We start from the raw sequence: 23,387 nt of genomic DNA on the forward strand, positions 1-23,387 counted from the left end.
AGCTATTCTAGCTTTTTCATTATCATCCATTGAAACTTGTATATTTAATTAATTCATTTAATAGAATCTTCTTCTTAATCGGCTTTGTTAGATGAGCATTGCAGCCCGCTTGAATACTTTTAAGCTCATCCCCTTTTAATGCATGAGCGGTTAATGCCAATATAGGTGTAGGCTCTACTTTATTTTCCATTTCCCATTCTCTTATCTTTTTCGTTGCAGTATAGCCGTCCATGACCGGCATTTGCATATCCATAAATACCACATCGTATTTATTTTCAGTAAATAGCTCAAAGGCTTGTAGGCCATTTTCTGCTAAATCGACTTTGATATAGGAATGTTTCAAATATGCTTTTATCAGCACCTGATTATCTGGAGAGTCCTCTACAAGTAGTACATCGATTTTCTCTTTATTGAATGCTTCATCACTGCCTAGTTTTTTCATTTTATTTAGCTTGTATAAGGGTTTGCTCGACAAATCTATATGATGATTATTCTTATCGCTGTTTTTTAACATGATATGAAAAGAGAACGTGCTTCCTTTTCCGAGTTCACTTTCCACTGTTATCGAGCCCTCCATTTTTTCAATAAAACTTCGTACAATCGTTAAACCAAGACCAGTTCCCCCAAAACGTCTTGTAGAAGAATTATCTACTTGAGTAAAACGCTCAAAGATTGAATCAATTTTATCTTTTGGAATCCCGATACCTGTATCTTTAAAGATGAAACGAACAGACACTTTGTCACTTTCTTTTATTTCACTTGCATCTACTGTAATGGAAACTTCCCCTTCTTCGGTGAACTTAATTGCGTTTCCTAATAAATTGGAAACAATTTGCCTTAATCGATCACGGTCTCCAATCACAAAAACAGGTATCTTTTCTTTACCACCTAAATTTAAGTCTAAGCCTTTTTGTTGTGCTTGATAAGAAAAAATATTAACAACTTCATCTAATAAGCTTGGAAGATTAAATTCCTCCTCTTCCATCATTATATGGCCTGCCTCAACCTTCGATAAATCTAATACTTCATTAATTATACGTAGGAGGCTCTCACCTGATTTTTTGAAAATATTTACAAATACTCTTTGTTCTTCTGATAATTCAGTATCAATTAACAAATCTGCCATTCCTATTATCGCATTCATTGGAGTCCGTATTTCATGACTCATCATCGCAAGGAATTCTGACTTTGCTTGTGATGATACTAACGCTTTATCTCGCAAGCTTTTTAACTCTTCTTCAAACCACTTACGTTCTGTAATATCAATCCCTATTCCTAATAGATGTAAGCCTTCTCTCGTTTGTAATGGTAGTTTCACAGTATAGAACCAACGTAGGTCCCCTGTTAAAGCGTCTGGTACTGGTTGAACTTGGACATACTCAGGTTCACCAGATTCTATTACTTTTCTCTCGACTTCCTCAATCTTACTAGCTTCCTCCCGCATCGTAGGAAGGTCACGAACAGTTTTTCCTATAATTTGTTCATTTGTCAGATTAAAAAGATTGGATGTTGCCTGATTCACAAGAGTATATCTTCCATCTGTATCCTTTACAAAAACAGGATGAGGGATTGTTTCAATTATATTTGATAATAGATTGTCTTTGTCTTTAATTTTCTCTTGAGCTTCCTTCACTTGGCTAATATCTTTAGCAATCCCCAATATCCCAATCGTGTTACTTTCTACATCTTTTAAAGGTGTAATCGTTAGTTGAACCGGGAATAATGTTCCATCTTTTCTACAGTAATTCACTTCCTCAACAAAGGTTTCATTACGTTCTAGTAATCCTTTATTAAACTCTTCAATTACATTATCATAATTTACTGCTAGGTGTTCAGCCTTCTTTTCTAAGTCTTCTTTCTCATGAAATAAATTAGGAGTATGTTTGCCTATTACTTCATCTGCTTTATAACCTAAATACCTTTCGCCCCCCTTATTAAACGTTTGAATTAATCCTGTTTCATTAGTTGAAATAATCATACTATCAGCACTATTTAAAATCGCCTCTTGGATGTGTGTGACATGGCTTAATTCCTCTGTCATCGAGGCAGCTAAAAATTCTGCTTTCCTCAACATTTGTGACATAGAACGAATGACTAGAAAAACAAGGAGAGTAATAATAAAGCCGGCAAGTAATATGAAATAAGGTAATTGATGAATTAATCCTATGTTAAGAGCAGACGTGCTAGTAAAATCAATTGTCCATGTTAAATTTGAGAATGGGAATTCAACTCTTTTATTAAACTCATTTGTTAAACTAGTAGATTCCCCTTCATGTTCTAAGTCCATGCTATATAGTAATCTCTCTTGTAGTTCTTCTACAGTAGGATGAGATTCTATAACTCCATCATATATAGTAAAGTGCACACCAGTACTCAGTCTATTAGGTAATTTAGATGCTATTAATTCTTCTATGTAGAAAGCACCCAATACATTTCCAAACCATTCTTCTTTCACTTCACCATTTGACTCTACTATGTCATATACTGGTGCATAGACAATATATCCTGGTCCACTATCTCCCCCATCAGTAATTAATGTAATTTGAGAAGTGGCAGTGATATCACCAGTCTCTTTTGCTACTAGCGCGGCAAATTTACGCTTCTCCTCTGTGAAATGGTCGTATCCAATTCCAACACTCATATGCTTAGAAGGGGCAACAAATTGATTTAATAGATACTCTTCGCGCTCACCCTCGGGCCAAACATCGTAAACTTGATTATAATCGGATAATAATTCGTCATAATAATGTGCAAGGGACTCTTCATCATTAATGTATCTAGCAAAAGAGATGACATGAATTCCTGGATATTGCTCAAATAAATCGGAATGGTTTAAATAGCTTTTCCATTTCTCGTACGTAACTTCCTCAGGATCACTAGCGCTAAAAAAACTTTTGTGGTGTAGCAAGACATCATTATATGTCATGACTGTTCTTTCTAATTCATCTATCACGCGTTCTATTTCATGATTAAATCGTTCTTCCGATTGAGAATATAAAATATCATGGGTAATTTTTGACAGACTTGCTGTTGTTACTAAAAGAGTTACTATAATAATAACCATAGATGTACGATTACTAAGTAATTCTATCCATTTTCGTTTTTTCATTCATAGTTACCTTTACTCATATCGTATCTCGATAGTTTGTAAGTAGTCCTCAATTGATTTGATGTGAGTCTCTATTTCTTCTACTTGCTTCTGTTTTGCAGATTTTTCTAATTCGAAGCCGACTTCCGATATGAAATCAAAGCCGTATCCTGAGCCAAATCCTTTCATACTATGACCAATAATACGAATCGTTTCAAAGTCGTTAGCACTTAAAGATTCCTTTAGCTTAACTAAATCATTTTCCCTATTCATTAAAAATCCAGGTATAAGATCTTCTAGGTCACTGTCTACTATTACAATTATTTTATTCTCCATCATTTATCTCCCCTTACCTTAAATCAAGAATTAACAGGTATCTTACAAAATCTCTTTAACTTTTTTCATACCTGTCACTCTATTTCTACCAGTTTCTTTCGATTTATAAAGTGCTTTATCAGCCATTTCTATCAGAAAATGAGTAGAAACGTCCATTTCATTACTAGTAAATGATAGTGTCGATACACCAACACTAACTGTCACTACATTGCTAATTAAAGAAGTCTCATGCGGAATTCTACGACTCTCAATATTCGCTCGTAATTCATCTCCAAGCTTCAATGCCTCTTCATAACAAACATCAGGCAAGACTATGACGAACTCCTCGCCCCCGTAACGAGCAACTAAATCGGTTGGTCGCTTTAACGTCTGCGCTAGAGTCTTAGCGATCGTTCTAAGGCAATCATCCCCTTCCAAATGACCATACGTATCGTTATAATACTTAAAATGGTCAATATCAAGCATAATAAGAGATAAGCTAGACTGATTCTTTTTTGCTCTAGCTAGTTCCGTAGTATAATACTCATCAAACTTTCTTCGGTTTGCAATTCCCGTTAGACCGTCAAACATTGAGAGTTGTTCCAGTAATTGATTTACCTGTTGTAATTCTTTATTTACCTCCATTAACTGCTTCTCTTTTAATTTCCTTTTATCCATCTCTTCTTTTAATCTAAGGGCAAAACTTATTCTTGCTTTTATTTCAATTGGATCAATTGGCTTTTTTATAAAATCCATTGCACCAGCATTAAACGCCTGTTCTAGTACAGTTGATTTCCCTAGACCTGTGACCATGATGATTGGTATGTCCTCCAATTTATCATGTTCCTTTAGAAGCCTACATACTTCTATTCCATCCATTCCAGGCATAACGATATCAAGTAATATTAAATCGACGGAAAATTCACTATCCGATTTAAGTAACTCTAAAGCCTGTGATGCAGTTTCTTTAAGTATGACGTTATAATAGCCTTCTCTGTTCAAAAATTTTTTTAGTAATAATCGACTATCTAAAGAGTCGTCTACTATTAATATTGTTGGTTCCATCTTTACTCCCCCAAGAACAACCATTCTAATTATTTAGCTCTTTTTCTCTAGTGGATATAAGTTCCATATCCAATTATATATTACCATTAAATATGTAATAATTTGATAAAATACTTAGAAAAATGTTGATTTTTTTGTCAATAGTATTGAATGTAAAGGTTTTGAATCTTTAGACATACATTATATTTTGCGAAAAATGTGACCATACTGAACATATATGGGAGGTATGTGTCTTGTTTACTTTTTCAATCCCTTCATTAAAGTTTCGTTTTATCGCAATCAGTTTATTAATTTTATCCACTATTGATGCTGTGTTTACTGATATCGGTTTGCGGATGCTTCTAATTGAGGAAGCTAATCCAATTGTACGTAGAATTTATGAGGATAGCTTATTAGGTTTTTATTTTATTAAAATCGGGCTACCAGCTGCACTAGTTTGGTTATTACCACGTGCTCCTTCAACAAGATTAGTCAATAGTACATTAGTGGTTGCGCTCATGCTTTATTCATCGGTCTTTCTCTACCATCTCGTTTGGTCTACATATGCATACGTCTTATATGCAAGTTAAGAACAAAACTAGCAAAGCCGAATTTCTTGAAACAATGTGCGAGGTCATTTCACTTCTTTGAATTACACTTTCCCCCATCAATAAAAGGTCTAAGCGGAAAAGGTTATCTCTCTTTTCTACTTAGACCTCTTTTATAGTAATCAAGCTATTCACTTCCATATAACTACAACCGGCACTTCAGTAAGAGGTAATTTTTTTACTTTTATAGGATAGGTTATTACCTGAGTTACAAACTGATCTGGTGCAGGTTTCTCCTCAGTGGCATAAATAATAATTTTATCAGGTCGATAATCGATATGGTCAATAACAATTGAATAACCACCTGTTCTCCTTTTTCCAAGTGCTAAAACAGCGTATGAATAACCTTCATCACTGCAAATACCACATCCACCTTTCTTTTTAATGTCATTTATTATTTTATCAACACATTCAGGAAATTTTCTCACACCTTTCCCTCCTTTCAACCGTATTGTACAATCAGTAGTAACGATAACTTTGTGTAGGAAGTGACAGCATTGATAACATACGACCCAAAAAATAAACAATTGCTTACAGAATCTTGCAAGCAATGCCCAGAGCCCTATTTCACACCTCAGCTCACAGAAATACCTCGAGTCGGCTGTTGCAGTTATAGCCCTATTTACTCCTTGTTTGATATTCATAAGATGCTACAAAATGGGCTTGAAGAGTTCCTAATCGAATCGATTTACAACAATTCAAATCATACAATTAATCCATACGAAATTATCATTCACGCTAACGTTCATCCGAAATTTAAAGAGCATGAGTTAACAGGTAAGAGTAAAATACAAATAGAAGATATAAAAATTAATTATTCAATCTGTCAATTTTTCCAAGAAAAGAAAGGGTGTACGTTAGACCCGCTTTTAAAAAATTATGTTTGTCGTTCGTTTATATGTCCCACTGTTGAAGACTTACTGCCTAAAGACCTTATCGCAATAGTTGAAGAAGGAACTACTTCCATAACAAAAGAAGTTCATCAGTTTAACAGTCTTCATAAGCAAATATTAAAGGAACGAAAACTAAATTTCCAAACAGATTTCACTATGACTTGTGACTACCTAAAATCTTTATAAAAAGCACCTTTTTATCTTAAGACCCTTATTCGGGTCTTTTTTTCGTTTTTATTATATCTATGTATGAAACAAGCTTGCTCATTCCATTTTAAACACATAAATTATTCTGTTATAATACAACTATTTTTTATAGGCCCATTTTTATATAATAACGTTGACTAAGGTTAATAATTGTTATAAAGCAACCTAATATAACACCTACTGTTATATTACAGTTTTAGATAAGGGGAGAACGCCATATGTGTCAAATGGAAAAGTATCAACATGCATGGTCATTATATTTAACTAGTTGTGAGAAACATGGAATTACATGTAATATTGATTATTCAAGTTTCGTAAATTCATTGACAGTAGAACAAGTTGAGCAAATGTTCGAACACTCACTACAGCAAATAAACTAAAAACGAGGTATCTATTATGAACGCTCTCACCGACGTAGAAGTCAAAACGTAAACCGTCTGTTTCCTAATTAAAAGAGGAAATAGACGGTTTTTTTAGTGCAATTATAAATTATGAGTGATTCCAATTCATAATTCATAACTCATTACCCATAATTAAATTAATTGCTTTCTTCATTAATGATTGTTATCTTCTTATATATATTCGTAACGGTTACGCTTTATTAGGAGGAGGACAGGCAGTTGAATTGGTTATTTATTGGTATCATTCGCTTTTATCAAAGATTTATTTCTCCACTAAAACCACCAACTTGTCGTTTTTACCCAACTTGCTCTCATTATGGGCTAGAGGCCTTTCAGCGGTTTGGACCGTTAAAAGGATGTTGGTTAACAATTAAACGGATTCTAAAATGTCACCCATTCCACCCCGGTGGTATTGACCCTGTACCTGAAAAAGAAAAATGTAGTTGTAAAGAAGGTGAACAGAAATGAAGAAAACAGAGATAGTCATTCTATCCGGATTTTTGGGTAGCGGAAAGACTACATTATTACAACAATTATTAAAAGAAGAAAAACATAAAGACTCTCATGTCGGGGTTCTCATGAATGAAGCGGGAAGTGTATCGATCGATTCTACAGCCATTCCCGACTCAACTCCATTAAAAGAATTACTTAGTGGCTGTGTCTGCTGTTCAATCCAGAGTGCTCTTGAACCACAATTATTAGCTTTGTGTGAAGAATATACTCTAGATAAAATTTACATTGAAACGTCCGGTGTCGCTCATCCAATCGAAGTCCTCGATGGCTGTCTGACACCTACTGTTGCTGAGGTGGCAACGGTTAAAGGAATTATTACAACTGTTGATTTAATGAGGTATACAAACCAAAAAAAAATTAGTATTAAAATGAGAAAACTATTGAAAGAACAAATTAAACATGCTGATTTTCTATATTTCACAAAAAAAGAGTCTGTTACAGAAGAACAACAACTTGATATCCTTGCTGAGATAAGGGAAATAAATCCTCATAGTATACAGCTTACAGACCCTAAAGAACTCTTTACTCTGGACTTCGCTCTACATAATAGAAAACAATCTAATGAAAAGCTTCATGTGGAGAAAGACCTTCACATTAAGACATTTGTCTACCATTTAGAAACATCGCTTATGAAATCAGAATTTATTGAGTGGTTAGAACGATTACCATCCACCATTTACCGTATTAAAGGTTTTCTTTATTTAGATGATGACTTCTATTCAATACAATATTCATTTAGTATGCCTACATTAGTAAAGGAAACTCGTGAATTTCCTTCAAATCTTGTATTTATTGGTGAGAATTTAGACACTGATAAATTAGATAAAGAATTAAAACAACTCGAAAAATAGAGGCTGGGACAAAAGGTCTGTTTTTGGAGGCCACTGAAAAAGTCCAATCTAGACGATTCGAGAAGTGGTAATGGCTCCGCACGTTGCACGCTTGCTATGAGAAAACCACTCATAGCGCGCTTTTGAAAAGAGGCAACGGCTTCGCGCATTACTTAAAGGCCGCTGAAAAAGTGAAAATCACACTTTTTCAGCAGCCTCTGTTTTTGACCTTTTGTCCCAGCCTCTAAGCAATCAGCGGAGTAGCTACATCTTTTAAAAGGCTTGAAAAGGGGTTTGTTTCTCCTTTCAAGGCGCCGTAGCGAACGGAGCGATTGCACCCTCTATTGAAACCTTGTGTCCAAACCTCTATTTTTCACCTTCAAATTAATAACTGGTAGTATATGGATAATTTTACTTATAACGAATAATTCATATGTTTTTTACCATAATAAGAGACAGAAGTACATTAAACGGGAGGAGTACCTTAAATGAAAAAAACTATCCTTTCAATAATAACGCTTTCTTTAATCTGTATATTATCAATTGGTTGTAACGGAAATGACCAAGCAAATGATATTGCCCAAAGTATTGAACGGCAGAATACAGAAAAAAGAACTACAGTCATTGAACCACCTAGTGTAAAGCAACAAAATAAACAACGTGTAAATGTTCCACAAGAAATGGAAGAATACGCTGATGAATTTGGTTATTATCTTGATCAATTTTACTTGGCGATTGATGAAATGAGAACATTCTTTTTTGAAGACCGAAATAATCAAAAAAGAGTAGATGAATCCCTAACGTTAATTCGAAGCATTAATGAACACGCCGACAAAATCCTTCATCTACGTACACCTCACGAATTTGAAGGACTTCATGAAGTACACATGAGTGCGTTAATTGAACTTGATTCGCTCGAAGATGAGCTCGCATCTATTGATGTTAATAATGAGAAACAAATCCAGATGGCAAGGACTTATTATGAGAATACTGTCATCTCTCTTAAGCAAATGCAAAGAGAATACAAAGAAGTGTTGGAAGAATTCGGTATCAACTAGGAATATAAAAAAATCTTTTAAATGCATTGAGGTTGGGTCACAAGGTCAAAAGCGTCCTTGTGTCCCAGCCTCTATTCACGTTATCTAGTAGTACCATCTAGGTTATCAATAATTTCACTCCATGCTGCACCAATACCTTCAAATGGCTCAGCCGTACTAAACCCTTTTTTCAAAGCTTTAATACGATTTGCATTTAATCGGTCAGTTGCAATATATATATTTTCCAAGCTCATGATTTTGGATAAATCATTTCGTAATTCTAATTCAAGCTTTTTTCGATTTTGCTCACTCGACTTTACACCGACTAATGTTTTATTATCTATTGTGATTACATGTACTTCATGTACATTGTTAAAAGCAAGTAAGCGGCTTTGGATAACACTCTCTAAATCATTCTCCTGTTGAATTGTTATTCCCGATTTCTCCATATGTGGCTTATCACTCATCATACGCTTATCGTGTAACAGTCCTGGACTATTTGTTAATACTCTTGAGCCTACACGATTTGTCCCTTGATTTGGCATACTTAAATTTCTCTCACCCGAAATATTAATATTTTTTCTTGCAATATCTTCACTATACTTTGTTCTTCCCTTAGGAGTTTCATCAATAACCATCATATCTGTTAAGGGGCCCTCCATATAGCGTACTCGTTCTGTTCCATATCCACTAAAACCTTCATTTTCGTTAGCATTTGCCCCCATGATTTGCTTCTGCTCTAAAGAGCAACCAGAAAGTAACCCTACGACAAGTAAACTTGATATAACTGTATAAACGATTCTCATGGTAACCAAGCTCCTTTTTCATTTCTTTTATTTATAGCTTGTGACATGTCGACTTTTTTACTCAATCAATATTTGGGAGAATTAAGTGATAAGAATCGCTAATAAATTAATTACTTTTCACATTGTCAATTGACTAACTTTTACTTGACTATTATTTTACCCCTACTTTTCTGTTTTTGTCGTTTTACCACTATTATTGGGAGAAATACACTAAAATTGGTAAATAGATTCCCTTTAGTTCATGCTTTATGTATAATAACTTTTGAATTCAAGATAATTTAATATGGAGTGGTCATGGTGATAATGCTCGCAATCGAAGCAAAACGACATCAGATGTTAACCTATGCAAAGAAATACGGATTCACATCTGACAAAACTGTTCAATGTAGTCAAGAATTAGATAAACTTTTAAATATGGTGCAATGCAATTCACAATCTAAAATATAAAAACATAGATAAAACTCTCTACTTATTTTTTTAAAAAGTAAATATTCGTTCACATTTATTAGTACTTTAGTATATAATTGACTTAGCACTATGGAGAGGTTACTTAATAATTAGTTGCAATTGTATCTAGAGCTAATTTAAGGAGTGAACGAACATGAGTATAGAAACAGCTAAAATATCCAAAGATGAAATACTTATGAGATTAAAGGTGTTAGATGGTGTAGATGTATCTTCTGTCACAAAGTATGAGATCGAACGTATCCTCAAAAGTGTTTATCGCGTTGGTTTTGCCGATGGACAGCTTGAATATGAAAAAGAGATTAAGCACAAAAAGGCTGAATCAACAGTGTAGTCGCTGATGATTCAGCCTTTTTCTCTGCACTTTGGAATTATTTATATAGTAATTAGCGGTTGTGCTCAAAAGGCTTTTGAAGGATACGACTTAAGTCTGATAAAATTCGAATGCCATCTTTACGACCTTCTTCATGAAACGCTCGTCCATTTCGTAATTCTCCTTCTAAATAACGTACTTCATGAAATCCTTTTTCATCATTAACAACATAAATCTCTTCTGCTGTTACTCTTTTTGAAACGATTTCATTAATCTCTTGCTTCACTTTTTCTTCTTCTTGATTTGAAATAATACCTACGATTACTGTTCGTTCATGAATGACAACACTTGCATCTTCTACCCCATCAACATCTTTAATTTCACTCGTTAATGCATTTAAAATATCTCCGTCTACTCGTTCTTGATATAGAATATTGTCCTCTCTCGTGTTCGTTCCTCTACCTGTCATACTTTTTGCTACCATTCCTGGCTGACGACGAAACTTAGAACGCTCTTCTAACGTATTTGGCCGAAACTCCAATGGTTCTGTTTCAAGAGCCGGCTCTCCTGAAATCTCGACCCCTCTTGCTTCATCAGTTGGACCACAACCTGTAAGCACACTTTGAATCGCCAGAAACACAATAGCAAACACTACATATAAGAGCTTATATTTCACGATAACCTCCCCTTTCTATTTTGAGAGCACTGAAAAAATGCGTCCCTCACTTTTTCAGCGTTTTTCTCGAATAGGCTATTTTAGACTTTTTCAGTGGCCTTTTCTATTTTTAGGTTTACTTACATCATTAAAAAATAATCTTGTTACTTAAAGGAAATTTTCCTAATAACCATTGCAATCAATAATAATATTTGTTAAGGTAGACACACAAATCAATATTCTTTACTTCAAAAATTGAAGTGAGGATAGAGGTGCAAAGACCATAAGTAATTAATCTGAGGATAATGAGGTCCGTTGATGATTTATGAAAGGGGGATTTGCCGAAGCCAAGAGATTCTCATTTTTCTTGAGGCTGGTTTTGCATTTAATAAATGCAGAACTGTCATATAGCGTTTTCGCTATATGGAGGGCTATCTCACGCATGGAACATTTCTATGGAAATTCCAAGCGGTAATGAGGCTCTCATTACCGCTTTTTTGCGTATTCCTTTAAAAAAGGGACAAATTAGAGTAGCTCTATTCAATATGACACAACGAAATGTAGTCAATACTATCGATCAACTTACTTGAATAGAGGGGGAATTTAACATGTTCTTTGGAAATGTAGTAACTGCTATGGTGACACCTTTTGATCAGGACGGAAACGTAGACTTCCAAGCAACAAAAACTTTACTTAATCACTTACTATCAAATGGGACTGATGCTCTTGTTGTTGCAGGAACAACAGGTGAATCACCAACATTAACAACTGAGGAAAAATTAGAATTATTTCAATTCGTTGTAACAAACGTCAATGGAAAAGTACCTGTTATCGCTGGTACTGGCTCAAATAACACTGCTGCTACAATCGCTTTAACGAAAAAAGCGGAAGAAATCGGTGTAGATGCTGTTATGATTGTTGCACCGTACTATAACAAGCCTTCTCAAGAAGGAATGTATCAGCATTTCAAAGCTATTGCTGAGTCAACAAACTTACCAGTGATGATTTATAATATACCTGGACGTAGCGCTGTAAACATCTCTGCTGAGACAACAATTCGCTTATCCAAAATTGAAAATATTGTATGTACGAAAGAAGCTAGTGGAGATTTAGATGCAATGTCTACAATCATCCAAGAAACTGATGAGAACTTTAGCTTATACAGTGGAGACGATAGCCTAACATTACCAGTTCTTTCTATCGGTGGCACAGGAGTTGTATCTGTTGCTGCGCATGTAATCGGAAACGAGATGCAAGAAATGGTAACTAGTTTCCATGCTGGTGACGTGAAAAGAGCGGCAGCAATTCACAGACATACTTTACCGACAATGAAAGCTTTGTTCACAGCTCCAAACCCATCACCAGTTAAAGCTGCACTTGAAATGAAAGGTGTTCCATGTGGTTCGCTTCGCCTACCACTTCTACCGTTAAACGAAGAAGAACGCCATCAACTTCAACTTGTTGTACAACCAACAATGACATTTTATGTAAGCTAACTTATATGAACTAAGCTATTGCTCATGTGGCAGTAGCTTTTTTTGTAGTTGGAAAGCACATCCTCCCCTCAATTCATCATTCTTAAATCATAATTCATAATTAATATTGTAGTTTTCTCCCCCATTTCTTGGTAGGATATAGATGATACATACTATAGTTTTTATTCTATAATATTGATTAAGGGGGATTGTAATATATGTTTACAAAAGGGGAAAAAGATGCAATATATAAGGTTATTGAACATCGCCGTGATGTAAGAAGCTTCAACGACAAACCAATTCCAGAAGATGTGGTTGAACGTATTTTAAAAGCAGCTCATGCAGGCCCATCTGTCGGCTTCATGCAGCCTTGGAATTTTGTTATTATTACTTCTGACGCAGTGAAAGAAAAGCTAGCATGGGCTGCTGATAAAGAACGACGGGCATTAGCCATTCATTTTGAAGATACCCGCCAACAAGAATTTTTAAACTTAAAAATTGAAGGATTAAAAGAAGCGCCTATTACGATTTGCGTTACATGTGACCCAACACGAGGTGGGTCTCACGTTTTAGGTCGTAATTCAATACCAGAAACAGATGTCCTTTCGACTGCCTGCGCAATCCAAAACATGTGGCTTGCAAGCTGTGCTGAAGGATTAGCAATGGGATGGGTAAGCTTTTATAAGAAGAATGATGTGAGAGATATATTAGATATCCCTCCACATGTGGATCCTATCGCTCTAATGTCACTTGGGTACACTGACCACTATCCTGAGAAGCCAATCCTAGAATCAACAGGCTGGGAAGAACGTCGTGAACTAGAAAAACTTATTTTCCAAGATAAGTGGGCCCAAAAGCGATAATGTTTGATTATAAAAAACGCGTTGAGCAAAATGATATCATGTGCTCAACGCGTTTTTTATGTGTTTTTTATAATTGTTATGATAATCGGTCTGACAATTCGTTATTTATATAAAATGATGAATTTTCCCGAGGCTTTCAGACACTGAATCAGTTATTGCCTTATAAACATTAATAAACTAGGCCTTTACACCCTATTAACGGAACTGTTGTCCTATTACTTCCTAAACAATTGCCTTTTTTCAATAATGAAGGAATTGCTGTCCAAAAAAACTTAGCACTTTCCCTATCATGCTGCTTGCTTTTTCTTTACCTTTCTTAAAATCTTATCATCAGCATATCCAGTACCTAATAAAACAGCGAATACGATAATAACAAAACCAATCATCTGAACAGGCATTATTTGCTCACCAAGGAAAATAGCTGAACTCACTAACCCGAAAAATGGAACAAAATTATTAAAGACAGCCGTTTGACCTGCCCCAATCCGTTGTATAGCGGAATTAAACAGAATATGGCCGATAGCAGTTGCTACAATAGCTGATGCAAAGAAGATTGCCCATACATATCCAGGTGTGTTTACTACACTTCCTAATCCACCTGGTTCTAGTACTAAACTTATAAGAAATAACATAGAAGAACCGATGATTAACATAATACCTGTCATAAATTTCGAATCTATTGTTGCTGTTGCTTTCTTTATATAGATAAAGCTCAGAGCTTGGACAAGCATTGCTAGAAAAACAAATAAATCACCGTAATTAATTGAACCTACTCCCCCACTACCATTCAAAATGATAAGTCCAACACCAACAAGACCAAAACAAATCCCTACTAAACGTAGACGTGTTAACTGATCATTTAATAGCAATAGGGCAAAAAGTGACGTCGTTAATGGTAATAAAGCTAAAATTAGAGATGTATTAGATGCGGTTGTCATTGATAAACCAATCGCTAAAAATAAATGATGACCAACGACTCCTAGTAACGTCGTAATAATGGTAACTTTCCATTCTTTTTTCGTTAAAGGACGAAATTGCTTTTGAAAAAATAAAATTGCACAGACTACAAGTCCAGCAACAAAAATACGTAATGATTGCATCGTCGCTGGTGGTAAATACTCAACTAACACCTTTAACATAACAACATTTAAGCCCCATATAACCATAACAAAGCCGATTAAGCCATATGTTAAAATTATACTTTTTTCATTTTTCATATACTCTCACCTTTTATACCACACTGAAATTTTGTAAAACCAAGAAGAAAGCAAGTGTGCCTACTCTATCATAGGACAACTTGCTTTCTAATGCTAATAAAGAGTGTTAGCGATTTTTTTGAATAAGGAAAGAGCTCATACCAAGTATCCTCTAATAGTCTTCCTTCAATAAACAATTTCCATTAATCAGCAAATCATTACCCTTTTTTTTAAACAGTTCTCGAGGGAAGTTAGTAAGCAGCTCACAACCATCTTCTGTAATTCGAATGGACTCCGTTATTTCAACTCCATAATCATCATACCAGATTCCAGGCATTAGGTGGAATGTCATGTTCGGCTGTAAAATTGTTCTATCTCCTTTGCGAAAACTCACGGTATGCTCTCCCCAATCAGGTGGGTAGCTTAACCCGACTGAATATCCTAATCTTGAGTCTTTATGATGACCCCTTTTTGCAATCGTTTTGCTCCATACAGCTTCTACCTCTTCAGCTGCCATACCAGGTCTAATAGCTGTAACTGTTTCATTAATACCTTCTAATACGACATCCGCTAAATCAGTTACCTGTTTAGGTGATTCCCCAAGTGCCACTGTACGTGCCATAGGCGTATGATAACGCTGATAGCAACCTGCAATTTCTATCGTTAAGAAATCCCCATTTTGATATGGCCTCTCCGTCCAAGTTAAATGAGGGCAACTCGTGTTACTTCCCGTTGGTAGCATCGGTACAATTGAAGTGTAATCACCGCCATATTGTGATGTACCACTTATTTGAGCATGATAAATGCTCGCTGCAACATCGCATTCACGTACGCCTATATCAACTGTATCATAAGCGCTCTGCATTGCTTTCTCAACAATCTTTCCTGCTTTTTTCATATAAGAAATTTCTTGGTCAGACTTGATTAGACGAACCCAATTGACAAGCGTTGTTGTATTTTTAAAAGAAGCATTCGGTAAGCCTTGTTTCAATCGTTCGTAACATAATGCAGTAAAATAATGTGAGTCCATTTCAACACCAATTGTTCTTGTCGCCTGACCGATTTCAGTTAATATATTTGCAATAAAATCCATCGGATGCTTATCTGCTGTTTGGACAAAATGGTCTGGATATGGGATAGTATGGTTTTCATCTAACCAGGTGGTTTTTTGAACACTATTTGCATCCATTTCTCTACCAATCCATATTGGCTGGTCTTCATCTAAAATGACGACAAGCATTTGATGTACATAAAATGACCAGGCGTTATACCCCGTTAGGTAATTCATATTTGATGGGTTTGAAATAAGAAGCACATCAATTCCGTTTTCTATCATTTTTCTTTTTGTGTCATTTATTCTCTTTCTATACTCTAACACCGAAAACATGATTATCCACCCCTTTCTTCTGCTCCTACTGATAAGATATTCGTCCTCTAGCAGTTATGAGCTTGGTCAAAAAACTAGATCTCTCAAATTTTCCGCCTATTCCTTAAAAAATGAAAGAATGCCTATTATTCATTTGATAACTTGAAGCAGACAACCTTCTGTTCGGTCATTTCCTCAATCGCAAATTTTACACCTTCTCGACCAATTCCTGATTGTTTCACTCCTCCAAAAGGCATCGCATCTACTCGAAAGTCACTACTATCATTTACAATCACTCCACCAGCTTCAATTCTATGAATGGCTGAAAAGGCATGCTCTAAATTCCTTGTAAATATCCCAGCCTGAAGTCCATAGCTAACATTGTTAGCTCTATCAATTGCTTCATTTAAATCAGATACCTTATAAAGTAAAACGACAGGACCAAAGATTTCTTCTTTTGCAATCTGGCACCCTCCTGGAACTTCAGCTAAAACAGTCGGTTCATAAAATGCACCGTTTCTTCTTCCCCCGGTTAAAAGTTTAGCCCCGGCATCGACCGCATCATTTACCCACTCTTCAACTCTTTTCGCTTCTTTTTCAGTAATAAGAGGTCCCATATCTGTTGTTTCATTCAGCTTTTCACCCATTTTGTATTGCTTTGCTTCTTTCACATATTGCTCAACGAAGCTATTATAGATTTCTTCTTCTATATAAATTCTCTGTACACCGATACAGTTTTGACCTGCTGCTGTGAAAGCTCCATCAACTGTAGATGGAATGGCCTTAGATAAATCCGCATCCTTTAAAATGATGGTCGGTGAATTAGAGCCTAATTCCATTGCTAGCTTCTTTACACCGGCTTTTTTTGTAATCTCTTCACCTGTTGAATAACCACCAGTAAATGATATAAGACGAACAGCTTTATTTGTGATAATTGCATCACCAATTTCTCTACCATGACCAGTTATAACAGAAAGTATTTTTGTCGGAAGACCAGCTTCTTCAAATGCTTCTGCAAGTAAGAATGCACTTAGTGGTGTTAACGTGGATGGTTTCACTATAATCGAATTCCCAGACGCAATTGCTGGACCTACCTTATGAGCAACTAAGTTTAATGGATCGTTGAAAGGGGTTATAGCTGCAACAATTCCTATCGGAAAACGATAGTAGTAACCAACTCTCGTTTCATGCCCTGGCATTTGTGAAAAGGGAATCGTTTCCCCATGGATTCTTCTAGCCTCCTCAGCACTTATACGAATCGTTTCAACACAACGCCTAACCTCTGATTTAGCTTCTCTAATTGTTTTACTTCCTTCGAGAGCGATTGTTTCCGCAAAGTAATCTTTCTTTTGTAAAATAATCTCTGCTGTTCTTTGTAGAATTGCGATTCGTTCATGAACTGATAATTGTGCTGAGACGACAGCTCCTTCCTTAGCTGATTCAATTGTTGTTTGAACATCTTCTACAGTGGCAGCAGGAACAGTCGCAAGCAATTGGTCATTTTCTGGATTTCGCACTTCGATTTTCCGACTACGGTCAACCCAATTCCCACCTATTAACATCTTCTGTGCAACAATTTGCATGCTCATCGACTTCTACCACCTTTCTTTTTTAATGATGAGTTATGAGTTATGAATTGCAAATTTAGAATTGGATGTTTTCATTTACCATTTGCAATTTGCCATTTGCCATTTGCCATTCGTCATTCGTCATTCGTCATTCGCAATTAATAATTGCCTTTCTCAAGGTTGATTAAGTCAATTAAAAGAGCGAAGCCTGTTTCTGGTATTCCGGCACCGGCTCCTACTAGAGTGATAGGTCCTGAGAGATCACATTCATACGTAATTGCATTTGTAGCACCTGATATTGATGCTAATGGGTCATTTAATGGAATTTTTTCTGGTGCAACGCTTGCCCGGACCTTTCCTGCTTCGTTTTGAATCTTCCCTATGAGCTTCCAGCGTTTATTCTCTTCCTTTGCTTGATTTATGTCATCTAACGTTAGCTGACTAATTCCTTTACACGATACGTCTTCTTTTTTTAGCGGGATTCCCATTACAACATTTGCTAGAATGACGACTTTATAAAGGACATCATAGCCTTCAACATCACTTGTCGGGTCTGCCTCTGCATAACCTAATTTTTGCGCTTGCCTTAAGGCATCCTCATAGGCGATTCCGCTCTCCATCTCCGTTAGCATATAATTCGTTGTTCCGTTAAAGATACCTCGAATTTCGTTTATTTCGTTACCTACTAGAGTTGTAAGCGGCATTCGAAGCGCGGGTGTTCCACTCATAACCGTCCCTTCAAATAAAAGTTGAACCCCATTCTCTTTCGCTTTTTCTGATAGCTCTTTATATGCTAAAGCGACAGGACCTTTATTTGTCATAACGACATTCTTGCCATGTTCAAAGGCTGTTTTACAATGGTCAATTGCTGGTTGACCTGTCTTAACATCTGTATACGTTATTTCCACAATCGTATCAGCGTTTGTTTCTTTTATTGTTTGGATACTGTCTAAATCTCGAATCAAACCTGGTTCATCTGTGTAATTTGAAAGATTACCAGTTTCTTTGACTGTTTTCATAAGCTTATTTAAGTCCAATCCCTCAGGTTGATAGAGAGCCCCTTTTTTTATATCAGTAACAGCTACAATTTGAACATCTACACCTAATTCACTTTCTAGCATCGGTTTTTTCGTACGTAGGATTTCAACAAGTCCCTGACCAACACCACCGAATCCAACTAATGCAACCTTCTGAGTCATCTTCATCCCTCCTAAGCACAATCTATCGTTCTTTCATAGGAAAATGATAGTCTCCTTGTAAATACCGCTTTACTGTTTCAGTAAAAATTGCCGTACCAATAGGTAAAACACCTTCGTCAATATCAAATAACGGTGTGTGTAGACCTCTTTCCCTTCCGTCTCCAGGACTCGCGCCAAGAAAGAACATTAATCCAGGTATCTTTCTTGTCATATAACCAAAGTCCTCTCCACCTAATCCATAAGGCTTTTCATGAATTGAGAAACCAGGAAGAATATCACGAATCGTTTTCTTCACCCAACTTGAAACGATTGGGTTATTCTGTAGTGATGGTTCACCATGATTGAGAAGGAGGGAATAATCACCACCTAATCGTTCTACTATTGATAATACTCTGTCTATTTCCTTCGTTATTTGTTTTCGGGCAGTATCATCATACGTCCGTATCGTTCCCTTTATCTCCACTTCTTCTGGAATAATATTATTTGATGAACCTCCAATAACTTCGCCTATACTTAAAACTGCCGGTGAAAGTGCAGATGTTTTTCTTCCTACCAAACTATATAAAGCAGGGAGGATGTTTGAAAGTAACCAAATTGGGTCGAGTGTTTGCTCGGGATACGCTGCATGCCCACCTCTACCTTTAATCACCGCCGTAAACGTATCTACATTTGCCATTGCCGTACCGTTAAATATTTTTACATTACCAACCTTATAGTCTGGGTCCATATGGAGAGCAAGCACTGCGTCTACATCATCCAATACTCCTGCTTCTATCATATAAGGCGATCCAGTTAAACCACGTTCGTCTTCTGATTCTTCCGCCGGTTGAAAAATAAATTTTACCGTTCCTTCAATCTGACTTTTCTTAAAAGCCTCAGCAAGTAACGTAGCAGCACCTAAAGCAATCGTTGTATGGGCGTCATGCCCACATGCATGCATGACGCCTCGTTTTTGTGAACTATATTCACAGCTGTTTCCTTCCACAATTGGTAGAGCATCGATATCGGCTCGAATTGCAATTGTTCGCCCGTTTCCTTTTCTTAATGTGGCAACAACCCCTGTTGGTAAACCCGTTGCCTCTCTACCAGATTGAACCTCTATTCCATCTATTTTTTTTAAAATAGAAATGACCTTTTCAGACGTTTTATATTCTTGAAAGCTTAATTCAGGGTGCTGATGGAAGTGTCGCCTCCACTCACTTAATTGTTGCTGAAGTTCGTAAGCCGCTTTTACTGTCATATTTTCCATCCCCCTTGTTAAGCTTATTTAATATGGCTAAGTGCCTGCTCTAAATCAGCAATTAAATCTTCTTTTTCCTCTATACCCGCTGAATATCGAACTAATCCTTCTGGAATACCCAATGCTTTTCGTTCTTCAACCGTACATTCTATATGACTAGTTGTTCTTGCCGGCCCTACTGTTGTTTCTACAGCCCCAAGGTTAGCAGCCTTGTTAGCAAATTCAAGCTTAGGCATAAACTGTCGTACAGAATCAAGACCACCTTTTACAGCAAAACTAAGCATTCCACCGAATCCAACCATTTGTCTCTTTGCGATATCATGATTTGGATGGGTTTCAAGTCCAGGATAAAAGACTTCTTCTACCTTATCGTGACTTTGTAAATACTTAGCTACGGCTAGAGCATTCTCTTCTTGCTTTTTAATTCTTAGGTGAAGTGTTTTCATCCCTCGAAGTAACAGGTAAGCTGCCATTGGGTCAAGACTCGCTCCATTTATTTCACGATAATGATAGATTTTGTGTATCAGATCTTCATCACCACAAGCGACACCACCAAGAGCATCCGCATGACCTCCAAGGAATTTTGTTGCACTATGAATGACTAAGTCTGCTCCTAATTTCAACGGATTCTGATTGATTGGAGTAGCAAATGTATTATCAACAAATACGAGTGCACCGTTCTCTTTTGCTACTTTAACCATCCGCTCAATATCTGTTATTTTGACAGTTGGGTTTGTCGGTGTTTCTAAATAAAGAATCTTACAACCCTTGCGTACTTCTTTTTCAATCTCTTCATGATTACCAGTTTCACATAATGTTACGTCTATGTTTAAACGAGGGAGAAACTCAGAAAATATTTTATTGGTACCACCATACGTATCTTTAATAGAGACAACACGATCTCCTGGAACTAATATTGTTAAAAGAGCATTGCTAATCGCAGCCATTCCCGTAGAAAAACTTGTAGCCGCTTCGGCTTCCTCTAAATCTTTCACTTTATCCTCAAAGGCTTGAACGGTAGGATTGGTATTTCGACCATATATGTGTCCTTCTCTCTTTCCAATAGCAACTTCGAACCACTGGTCAATATCATCGTATCCAAATGCCACACTATGAACGACTGGTACCTGTGTCGCTCCATGTACTAAATATTCCTTCTCACCAGACCATACTGAACGAGTTCCTTTTTTGACAGAAGAATCTTGACGTCGTTGCATGAATACCACCCCTTTTATTTAATTATGAGTTATGAGTTATGAATGAGTCCAACTCGAGCCTCATCATCTTCATCACACTTTATATTCTTATAATACTCCTCCTTCCCTTAGATTCCATTCAACAAACTGTATGAAAAATTTAAGTCTCTATTAGTCAAGATTTCTTAATATTATTAGATCAATTTACGTATCGCTTAACATTGCAGATTAAAAAGAGGTGGTTCTAAAAGGTCATTTTACCTTTTGGAACCACCCCGAATCATATGCGAAGCACAAGGGTTACTACTTTGCTATTTAACAAGTTTTTCGACGGATATATTTTATATTAAGTTACCGGTATTTCTTCTGTTTCACTGTTTGATACTTCATTTCTCATTTGTTCGTATTGATGGATTGCCCAATACAACTCTTCATCTGTGTATAAGGATAATTCAGGCTTTTCCATTTACATCACTCCTCGTATATTAATCTAAATACTTTTGTGAATAGTATGCCCTAAATTTTCAAATTTATTTTTATAAACAGAAAATCCTCTAGGTTATTTTCAAAAAAGGGAACTGTAGACATTTGCCTTAGAGCCCTTTATTAGATTTTTAAATTAAATTATATAACCTCGCTCACGATTTTAGTTACCGTACATATTATGTATCTCGTAACAAAAGTCTGTCAGTCACTAGAAATGAGTTTATTTTAGAAAGGATGTAATTCGATATGGTACATGAGAGAGTGATAAACAAACTGAAGTCTGTGACTTTATTTGTATTCGCTGTAGCAACTATATTTTTTTTATATAATTTATTAGCAATGAATGCCTCTTACGGTTATAATTCACAACAAATTAGCGAAAAGGCTCAACTTAATAAACTAAATCATGAACAATACCTTTTATCAGAGGAAATCAAAAATTCAACGTCCATGGTCGTCACCGCATCGAGTCTAAACCTTCGTTCAGAACCAGGAATACATGGTGGTATTTTAGCGTCAATGCCAAATGGTAGTGAGGTAGAGACTACATCAGAGGTAATCGGCAATTGGATTGGAATATCGTACGAAGGAATTAAAGGCTTTGCTAGTTTGACGTATCTTTATGAACATGAACAAGAAGATGTAATCGAGATGGAAGTAACAGCTTCCGCTTTAAATATACGTTCTATGCCAAGTATACAAGGCGACATTCTAGAGACAATGCCAAATGGTACTGTAATTGAAACTAATTATGTAGATAACAGTAATTGGGTAGCGGTATCTTATAACGGAGTAAAGGGTTATTCAAGCTTAACGTACTTAATGGAACGAGAAGCTATAGAGAATGAGCCTGAATCTGATGAATCTGCAACAAATGGTACAGATGAAGATAGTAGCACTACTCCACCAGAACAAAGCTCTTCACTAGAAGGAATCTCCATTGTAGTTGACCCAGGTCACGGTGGTGAGGACCCAGGTGCAACGTCTGGTGAATTTATTGAATCCGAACTTGCCTTATCTGCCTCTGATGTTTTACAGGCAGAATTAGAAGCTAGAGGTGCAACGGTCATTATGACTAGAACATCTGACGTATTCTTAGAACTTGAAGAGCGTGCTGCTTATGCCGAAGAACATGACGGAGAAATCTTTGTAAGTATTCATTTAAACCAAACCGGAACTGGAGAAGCTAACGGCACAGAAACATTTTATAATAGTAGTCAAAACCCTTTCCCGGAAGAAAGCCAGCAGTTAGCGCAGAGTATTCAAGATGAATTAGCAGCTTTACCAACGGATAATCGAGGAATTAAAGAAGAAGTGTTTACTGTTTTAACCAGCAATTCTGTTCCAAGTGTATTGATTGAATTAGCGTTCTTAGATAGTCCAGTGGATCAAGAATTTATCTTGGATGATTCATTCTTTGAAGATGCAGCAGCATTAATTGCCAATGGGGTTGAAAATTATTTCGGTGTTAATGATTAGAAGACAACATTAAATACAATGAAGAATGACCACGCTTTTAGATTTTTTCTAAAATGTGTGGTCTTTTATGGTAAGTACGATTGTTTTCCCTTCGATTTTTAATTCCTATAAGATACATTCTTCAATCATTTTCTATAAGTTTTT

The 23,387-nt window shown here is 36.2% G+C and carries 23 protein-coding genes and 1 riboswitch; of the genes, 11 read left to right on the plus strand and 12 right to left on the minus strand.

From position 1 onward, the window contains the following. Positions 1-22: 22 nt before the first annotated feature. Genes CD003_RS09225 through CD003_RS09235 form a run of 3 tightly spaced genes read right to left on the minus strand, consistent with a single transcriptional unit; the run spans position 23 to position 4,468 of the window. Positions 23-3,109 (minus strand): CHASE domain-containing hybrid sensor histidine kinase/response regulator, encoded by a 3,087-nt coding sequence (locus CD003_RS09225; RefSeq protein WP_096200833.1) that lies wholly within the window; start codon positions 3,107-3,109, stop codon positions 23-25. 12 nt (positions 3,110-3,121) lie between these two features. Further along, positions 3,122-3,424 (minus strand): hypothetical protein, encoded by a 303-nt coding sequence (locus CD003_RS09230; RefSeq protein ID WP_218838249.1) that lies wholly within the window; start codon positions 3,422-3,424, stop codon positions 3,122-3,124. A 42-nt stretch (positions 3,425-3,466) separates the two neighbouring features. Then, positions 3,467-4,468: a GGDEF domain-containing response regulator gene (locus tag CD003_RS09235; protein WP_096200835.1), complete on the minus strand. Its 1,002-nt coding sequence runs from the start codon at positions 4,466-4,468 to the stop codon at positions 3,467-3,469. A 233-nt stretch (positions 4,469-4,701) separates the two neighbouring features. Here CD003_RS09235 and CD003_RS09240 point away from each other — a divergent pair, with 233 nt between their 5' ends. After that, complete coding sequence (locus CD003_RS09240) at positions 4,702-5,037, plus strand: DUF5658 family protein (protein WP_096200836.1); 336 nt, start codon at positions 4,702-4,704, stop codon at positions 5,035-5,037. 149 nt (positions 5,038-5,186) lie between these two features. On the opposite strand, the gene CD003_RS21840 is transcribed toward CD003_RS09240, so the two are convergent. Beyond that, positions 5,187-5,483: a protease complex subunit PrcB family protein gene (locus CD003_RS21840; protein WP_179295498.1), complete on the minus strand. Its 297-nt coding sequence runs from the start codon at positions 5,481-5,483 to the stop codon at positions 5,187-5,189. 69 nt (positions 5,484-5,552) lie between these two features. Here CD003_RS21840 and CD003_RS09250 point away from each other — a divergent pair, with 69 nt between their 5' ends. From CD003_RS09250 to CD003_RS09265, 5 genes are all read left to right on the plus strand, one after another. Continuing rightward, positions 5,553-6,134: a hypothetical protein gene (locus CD003_RS09250; protein WP_179295499.1), complete on the plus strand. Its 582-nt coding sequence runs from the start codon at positions 5,553-5,555 to the stop codon at positions 6,132-6,134. Between the two features lie 239 nt (positions 6,135-6,373). Continuing rightward, positions 6,374-6,535 carry a hypothetical protein gene (locus tag CD003_RS21845; RefSeq protein ID WP_179295500.1) on the plus strand — a complete coding sequence of 54 codons (162 nt, stop codon included), beginning with the start codon at positions 6,374-6,376 and terminating at the stop codon, positions 6,533-6,535. A gap of 240 nt (positions 6,536-6,775) precedes the next feature. Then, positions 6,776-7,024 carry a membrane protein insertion efficiency factor YidD gene (gene yidD, locus CD003_RS09255; protein WP_096200839.1) on the plus strand — a complete coding sequence of 83 codons (249 nt, stop codon included), beginning with the start codon at positions 6,776-6,778 and terminating at the stop codon, positions 7,022-7,024. Continuing rightward, positions 7,021-7,920 (plus strand): CobW family GTP-binding protein, encoded by a 900-nt coding sequence (locus tag CD003_RS09260; protein ID WP_096200840.1) that lies wholly within the window; start codon positions 7,021-7,023, stop codon positions 7,918-7,920. Before yidD ends, CD003_RS09260 begins: the two co-directional genes overlap by 4 nt. A 467-nt stretch (positions 7,921-8,387) precedes the next feature. After that, on the plus strand, positions 8,388-8,957 hold the full coding sequence (locus CD003_RS09265) for a hypothetical protein (protein ID WP_096200841.1): 570 nt from the start codon (positions 8,388-8,390) through the stop codon (positions 8,955-8,957). 80 nt (positions 8,958-9,037) lie between these two features. On the opposite strand, the gene CD003_RS09270 is transcribed toward CD003_RS09265, so the two are convergent. Continuing rightward, positions 9,038-9,742, minus strand: coding sequence for a YhcN/YlaJ family sporulation lipoprotein (locus CD003_RS09270; protein ID WP_096200842.1), 705 nt, complete (start codon positions 9,740-9,742; stop codon positions 9,038-9,040). A gap of 303 nt (positions 9,743-10,045) precedes the next feature. On the opposite strand from CD003_RS09270, the gene CD003_RS09275 reads away from it, so the two are divergent. Both CD003_RS09275 and CD003_RS09280 read left to right on the plus strand, forming a co-directional pair. Then, on the plus strand, positions 10,046-10,189 hold the full coding sequence (locus CD003_RS09275) for an aspartyl-phosphate phosphatase Spo0E family protein (RefSeq protein WP_373558564.1): 144 nt from the start codon (positions 10,046-10,048) through the stop codon (positions 10,187-10,189). Positions 10,190-10,343: 154 nt separating this feature from the next. Continuing rightward, positions 10,344-10,541 (plus strand): hypothetical protein, encoded by a 198-nt coding sequence (locus tag CD003_RS09280; protein ID WP_096200844.1) that lies wholly within the window; start codon positions 10,344-10,346, stop codon positions 10,539-10,541. Positions 10,542-10,593: 52 nt separating this feature from the next. On the opposite strand, the gene CD003_RS09285 is transcribed toward CD003_RS09280, so the two are convergent. Beyond that, complete coding sequence (locus tag CD003_RS09285) at positions 10,594-11,196, minus strand: YhcN/YlaJ family sporulation lipoprotein (RefSeq protein WP_179295501.1); 603 nt, start codon at positions 11,194-11,196, stop codon at positions 10,594-10,596. A 238-nt stretch (positions 11,197-11,434) separates the two neighbouring features. Then, a riboswitch (Lysine riboswitch) is annotated at positions 11,435-11,617 on the plus strand. Positions 11,618-11,783: 166 nt separating this feature from the next. On the opposite strand from CD003_RS09285, the gene dapA reads away from it, so the two are divergent. Beyond that, on the plus strand, positions 11,784-12,671 hold the full coding sequence (gene dapA / locus CD003_RS09290; protein ID WP_096200846.1) for a 4-hydroxy-tetrahydrodipicolinate synthase: 888 nt from the start codon (positions 11,784-11,786) through the stop codon (positions 12,669-12,671). A gap of 197 nt (positions 12,672-12,868) precedes the next feature. Beyond that, positions 12,869-13,513 carry a 5,6-dimethylbenzimidazole synthase gene (gene bluB, locus CD003_RS09295; RefSeq protein ID WP_096200847.1) on the plus strand — a complete coding sequence of 215 codons (645 nt, stop codon included), beginning with the start codon at positions 12,869-12,871 and terminating at the stop codon, positions 13,511-13,513. A 287-nt stretch (positions 13,514-13,800) separates the two neighbouring features. Here the strand turns inward: bluB and CD003_RS09300 are convergent, their stop codons facing one another. The 6 genes from CD003_RS09300 to CD003_RS09325 form a co-directional block, all read right to left on the minus strand. Then, entirely contained in the window at positions 13,801-14,730 is a 930-nt protein-coding gene (locus CD003_RS09300) for a DMT family transporter (RefSeq protein ID WP_096200848.1), read from the minus strand. Positions 14,731-14,881: 151 nt separating this feature from the next. After that, positions 14,882-16,096, minus strand: coding sequence for a M24 family metallopeptidase (locus CD003_RS09305; RefSeq protein ID WP_096200849.1), 1,215 nt, complete (start codon positions 16,094-16,096; stop codon positions 14,882-14,884). 125 nt (positions 16,097-16,221) lie between these two features. After that, the gene (locus CD003_RS09310; RefSeq protein ID WP_096200850.1) at positions 16,222-17,664 is read right to left on the minus strand and encodes an aldehyde dehydrogenase family protein; all 1,443 of its coding nucleotides are present in this window, start codon (positions 17,662-17,664) and stop codon (positions 16,222-16,224) included. 137 nt (positions 17,665-17,801) lie between these two features. Then, on the minus strand, positions 17,802-18,842 hold the full coding sequence (locus CD003_RS09315) for a homoserine dehydrogenase (protein ID WP_096200851.1): 1,041 nt from the start codon (positions 18,840-18,842) through the stop codon (positions 17,802-17,804). Between the two features lie 22 nt (positions 18,843-18,864). Further along, positions 18,865-20,082 carry a M20 metallopeptidase family protein gene (locus CD003_RS09320; protein WP_306453946.1) on the minus strand — a complete coding sequence of 406 codons (1,218 nt, stop codon included), beginning with the start codon at positions 20,080-20,082 and terminating at the stop codon, positions 18,865-18,867. Between the two features lie 23 nt (positions 20,083-20,105). Beyond that, complete coding sequence (locus CD003_RS09325) at positions 20,106-21,299, minus strand: cystathionine gamma-synthase family protein (protein ID WP_096200853.1); 1,194 nt, start codon at positions 21,297-21,299, stop codon at positions 20,106-20,108. Between the two features lie 711 nt (positions 21,300-22,010). On the opposite strand from CD003_RS09325, the gene CD003_RS09330 reads away from it, so the two are divergent. Continuing rightward, positions 22,011-23,243 (plus strand): N-acetylmuramoyl-L-alanine amidase, encoded by a 1,233-nt coding sequence (locus tag CD003_RS09330; RefSeq protein ID WP_096200854.1) that lies wholly within the window; start codon positions 22,011-22,013, stop codon positions 23,241-23,243. Positions 23,244-23,387: the final 144 nt, after the last annotated feature.

This window comes from Bacillus sp. FJAT-45350 (assembly GCF_002335805.1).
In the GTDB taxonomy this organism is placed as follows: domain Bacteria; phylum Bacillota; class Bacilli; order Bacillales; family NISU01; genus FJAT-45350.

Bases quoted from the DNA above. Each gene is read 5' to 3' on its own strand.
- CD003_RS09305 (WP_096200849.1), bottom strand. From the start codon at position 16,096: ATGTTTTCGGTGTTAGAGTATAGAAAGAGAATAAATGACACAAAAAGA.
- CD003_RS09310 (WP_096200850.1), bottom strand. From the start codon at position 17,664: ATGAGCATGCAAATTGTTGCACAGAAGATGTTAATAGGTGGGAATTGG.
- CD003_RS09330 (WP_096200854.1), top strand. From the start codon at position 22,011: ATGGTACATGAGAGAGTGATAAACAAACTGAAGTCTGTGACTTTATTT.
- bluB (WP_096200847.1), top strand. From the start codon at position 12,869: ATGTTTACAAAAGGGGAAAAAGATGCAATATATAAGGTTATTGAACAT.
- CD003_RS09230 (WP_218838249.1), bottom strand. From the start codon at position 3,424: ATGGAGAATAAAATAATTGTAATAGTAGACAGTGACCTAGAAGATCTT.
- CD003_RS09275 (WP_373558564.1), top strand. From the start codon at position 10,046: ATGCTCGCAATCGAAGCAAAACGACATCAGATGTTAACCTATGCAAAG.
- CD003_RS09270 (WP_096200842.1), bottom strand. From the start codon at position 9,742: ATGAGAATCGTTTATACAGTTATATCAAGTTTACTTGTCGTAGGGTTA.
- CD003_RS09280 (WP_096200844.1), top strand. From the start codon at position 10,344: ATGAGTATAGAAACAGCTAAAATATCCAAAGATGAAATACTTATGAGA.
- CD003_RS09315 (WP_096200851.1), bottom strand. From the start codon at position 18,842: ATGACTCAGAAGGTTGCATTAGTTGGATTCGGTGGTGTTGGTCAGGGA.
- CD003_RS09225 (WP_096200833.1), bottom strand. From the start codon at position 3,109: ATGAAAAAACGAAAATGGATAGAATTACTTAGTAATCGTACATCTATG.
- CD003_RS09325 (WP_096200853.1), bottom strand. From the start codon at position 21,299: ATGCAACGACGTCAAGATTCTTCTGTCAAAAAAGGAACTCGTTCAGTA.
- CD003_RS09300 (WP_096200848.1), bottom strand. From the start codon at position 14,730: ATGAAAAATGAAAAAAGTATAATTTTAACATATGGCTTAATCGGCTTT.
- CD003_RS09320 (WP_306453946.1), bottom strand. From the start codon at position 20,082: ATGACAGTAAAAGCGGCTTACGAACTTCAGCAACAATTAAGTGAGTGG.
- CD003_RS09265 (WP_096200841.1), top strand. From the start codon at position 8,388: ATGAAAAAAACTATCCTTTCAATAATAACGCTTTCTTTAATCTGTATA.
- CD003_RS09260 (WP_096200840.1), top strand. From the start codon at position 7,021: ATGAAGAAAACAGAGATAGTCATTCTATCCGGATTTTTGGGTAGCGGA.
- CD003_RS21845 (WP_179295500.1), top strand. From the start codon at position 6,374: ATGTGTCAAATGGAAAAGTATCAACATGCATGGTCATTATATTTAACT.
- dapA (WP_096200846.1), top strand. From the start codon at position 11,784: ATGTTCTTTGGAAATGTAGTAACTGCTATGGTGACACCTTTTGATCAG.
- CD003_RS09235 (WP_096200835.1), bottom strand. From the start codon at position 4,468: ATGGAACCAACAATATTAATAGTAGACGACTCTTTAGATAGTCGATTA.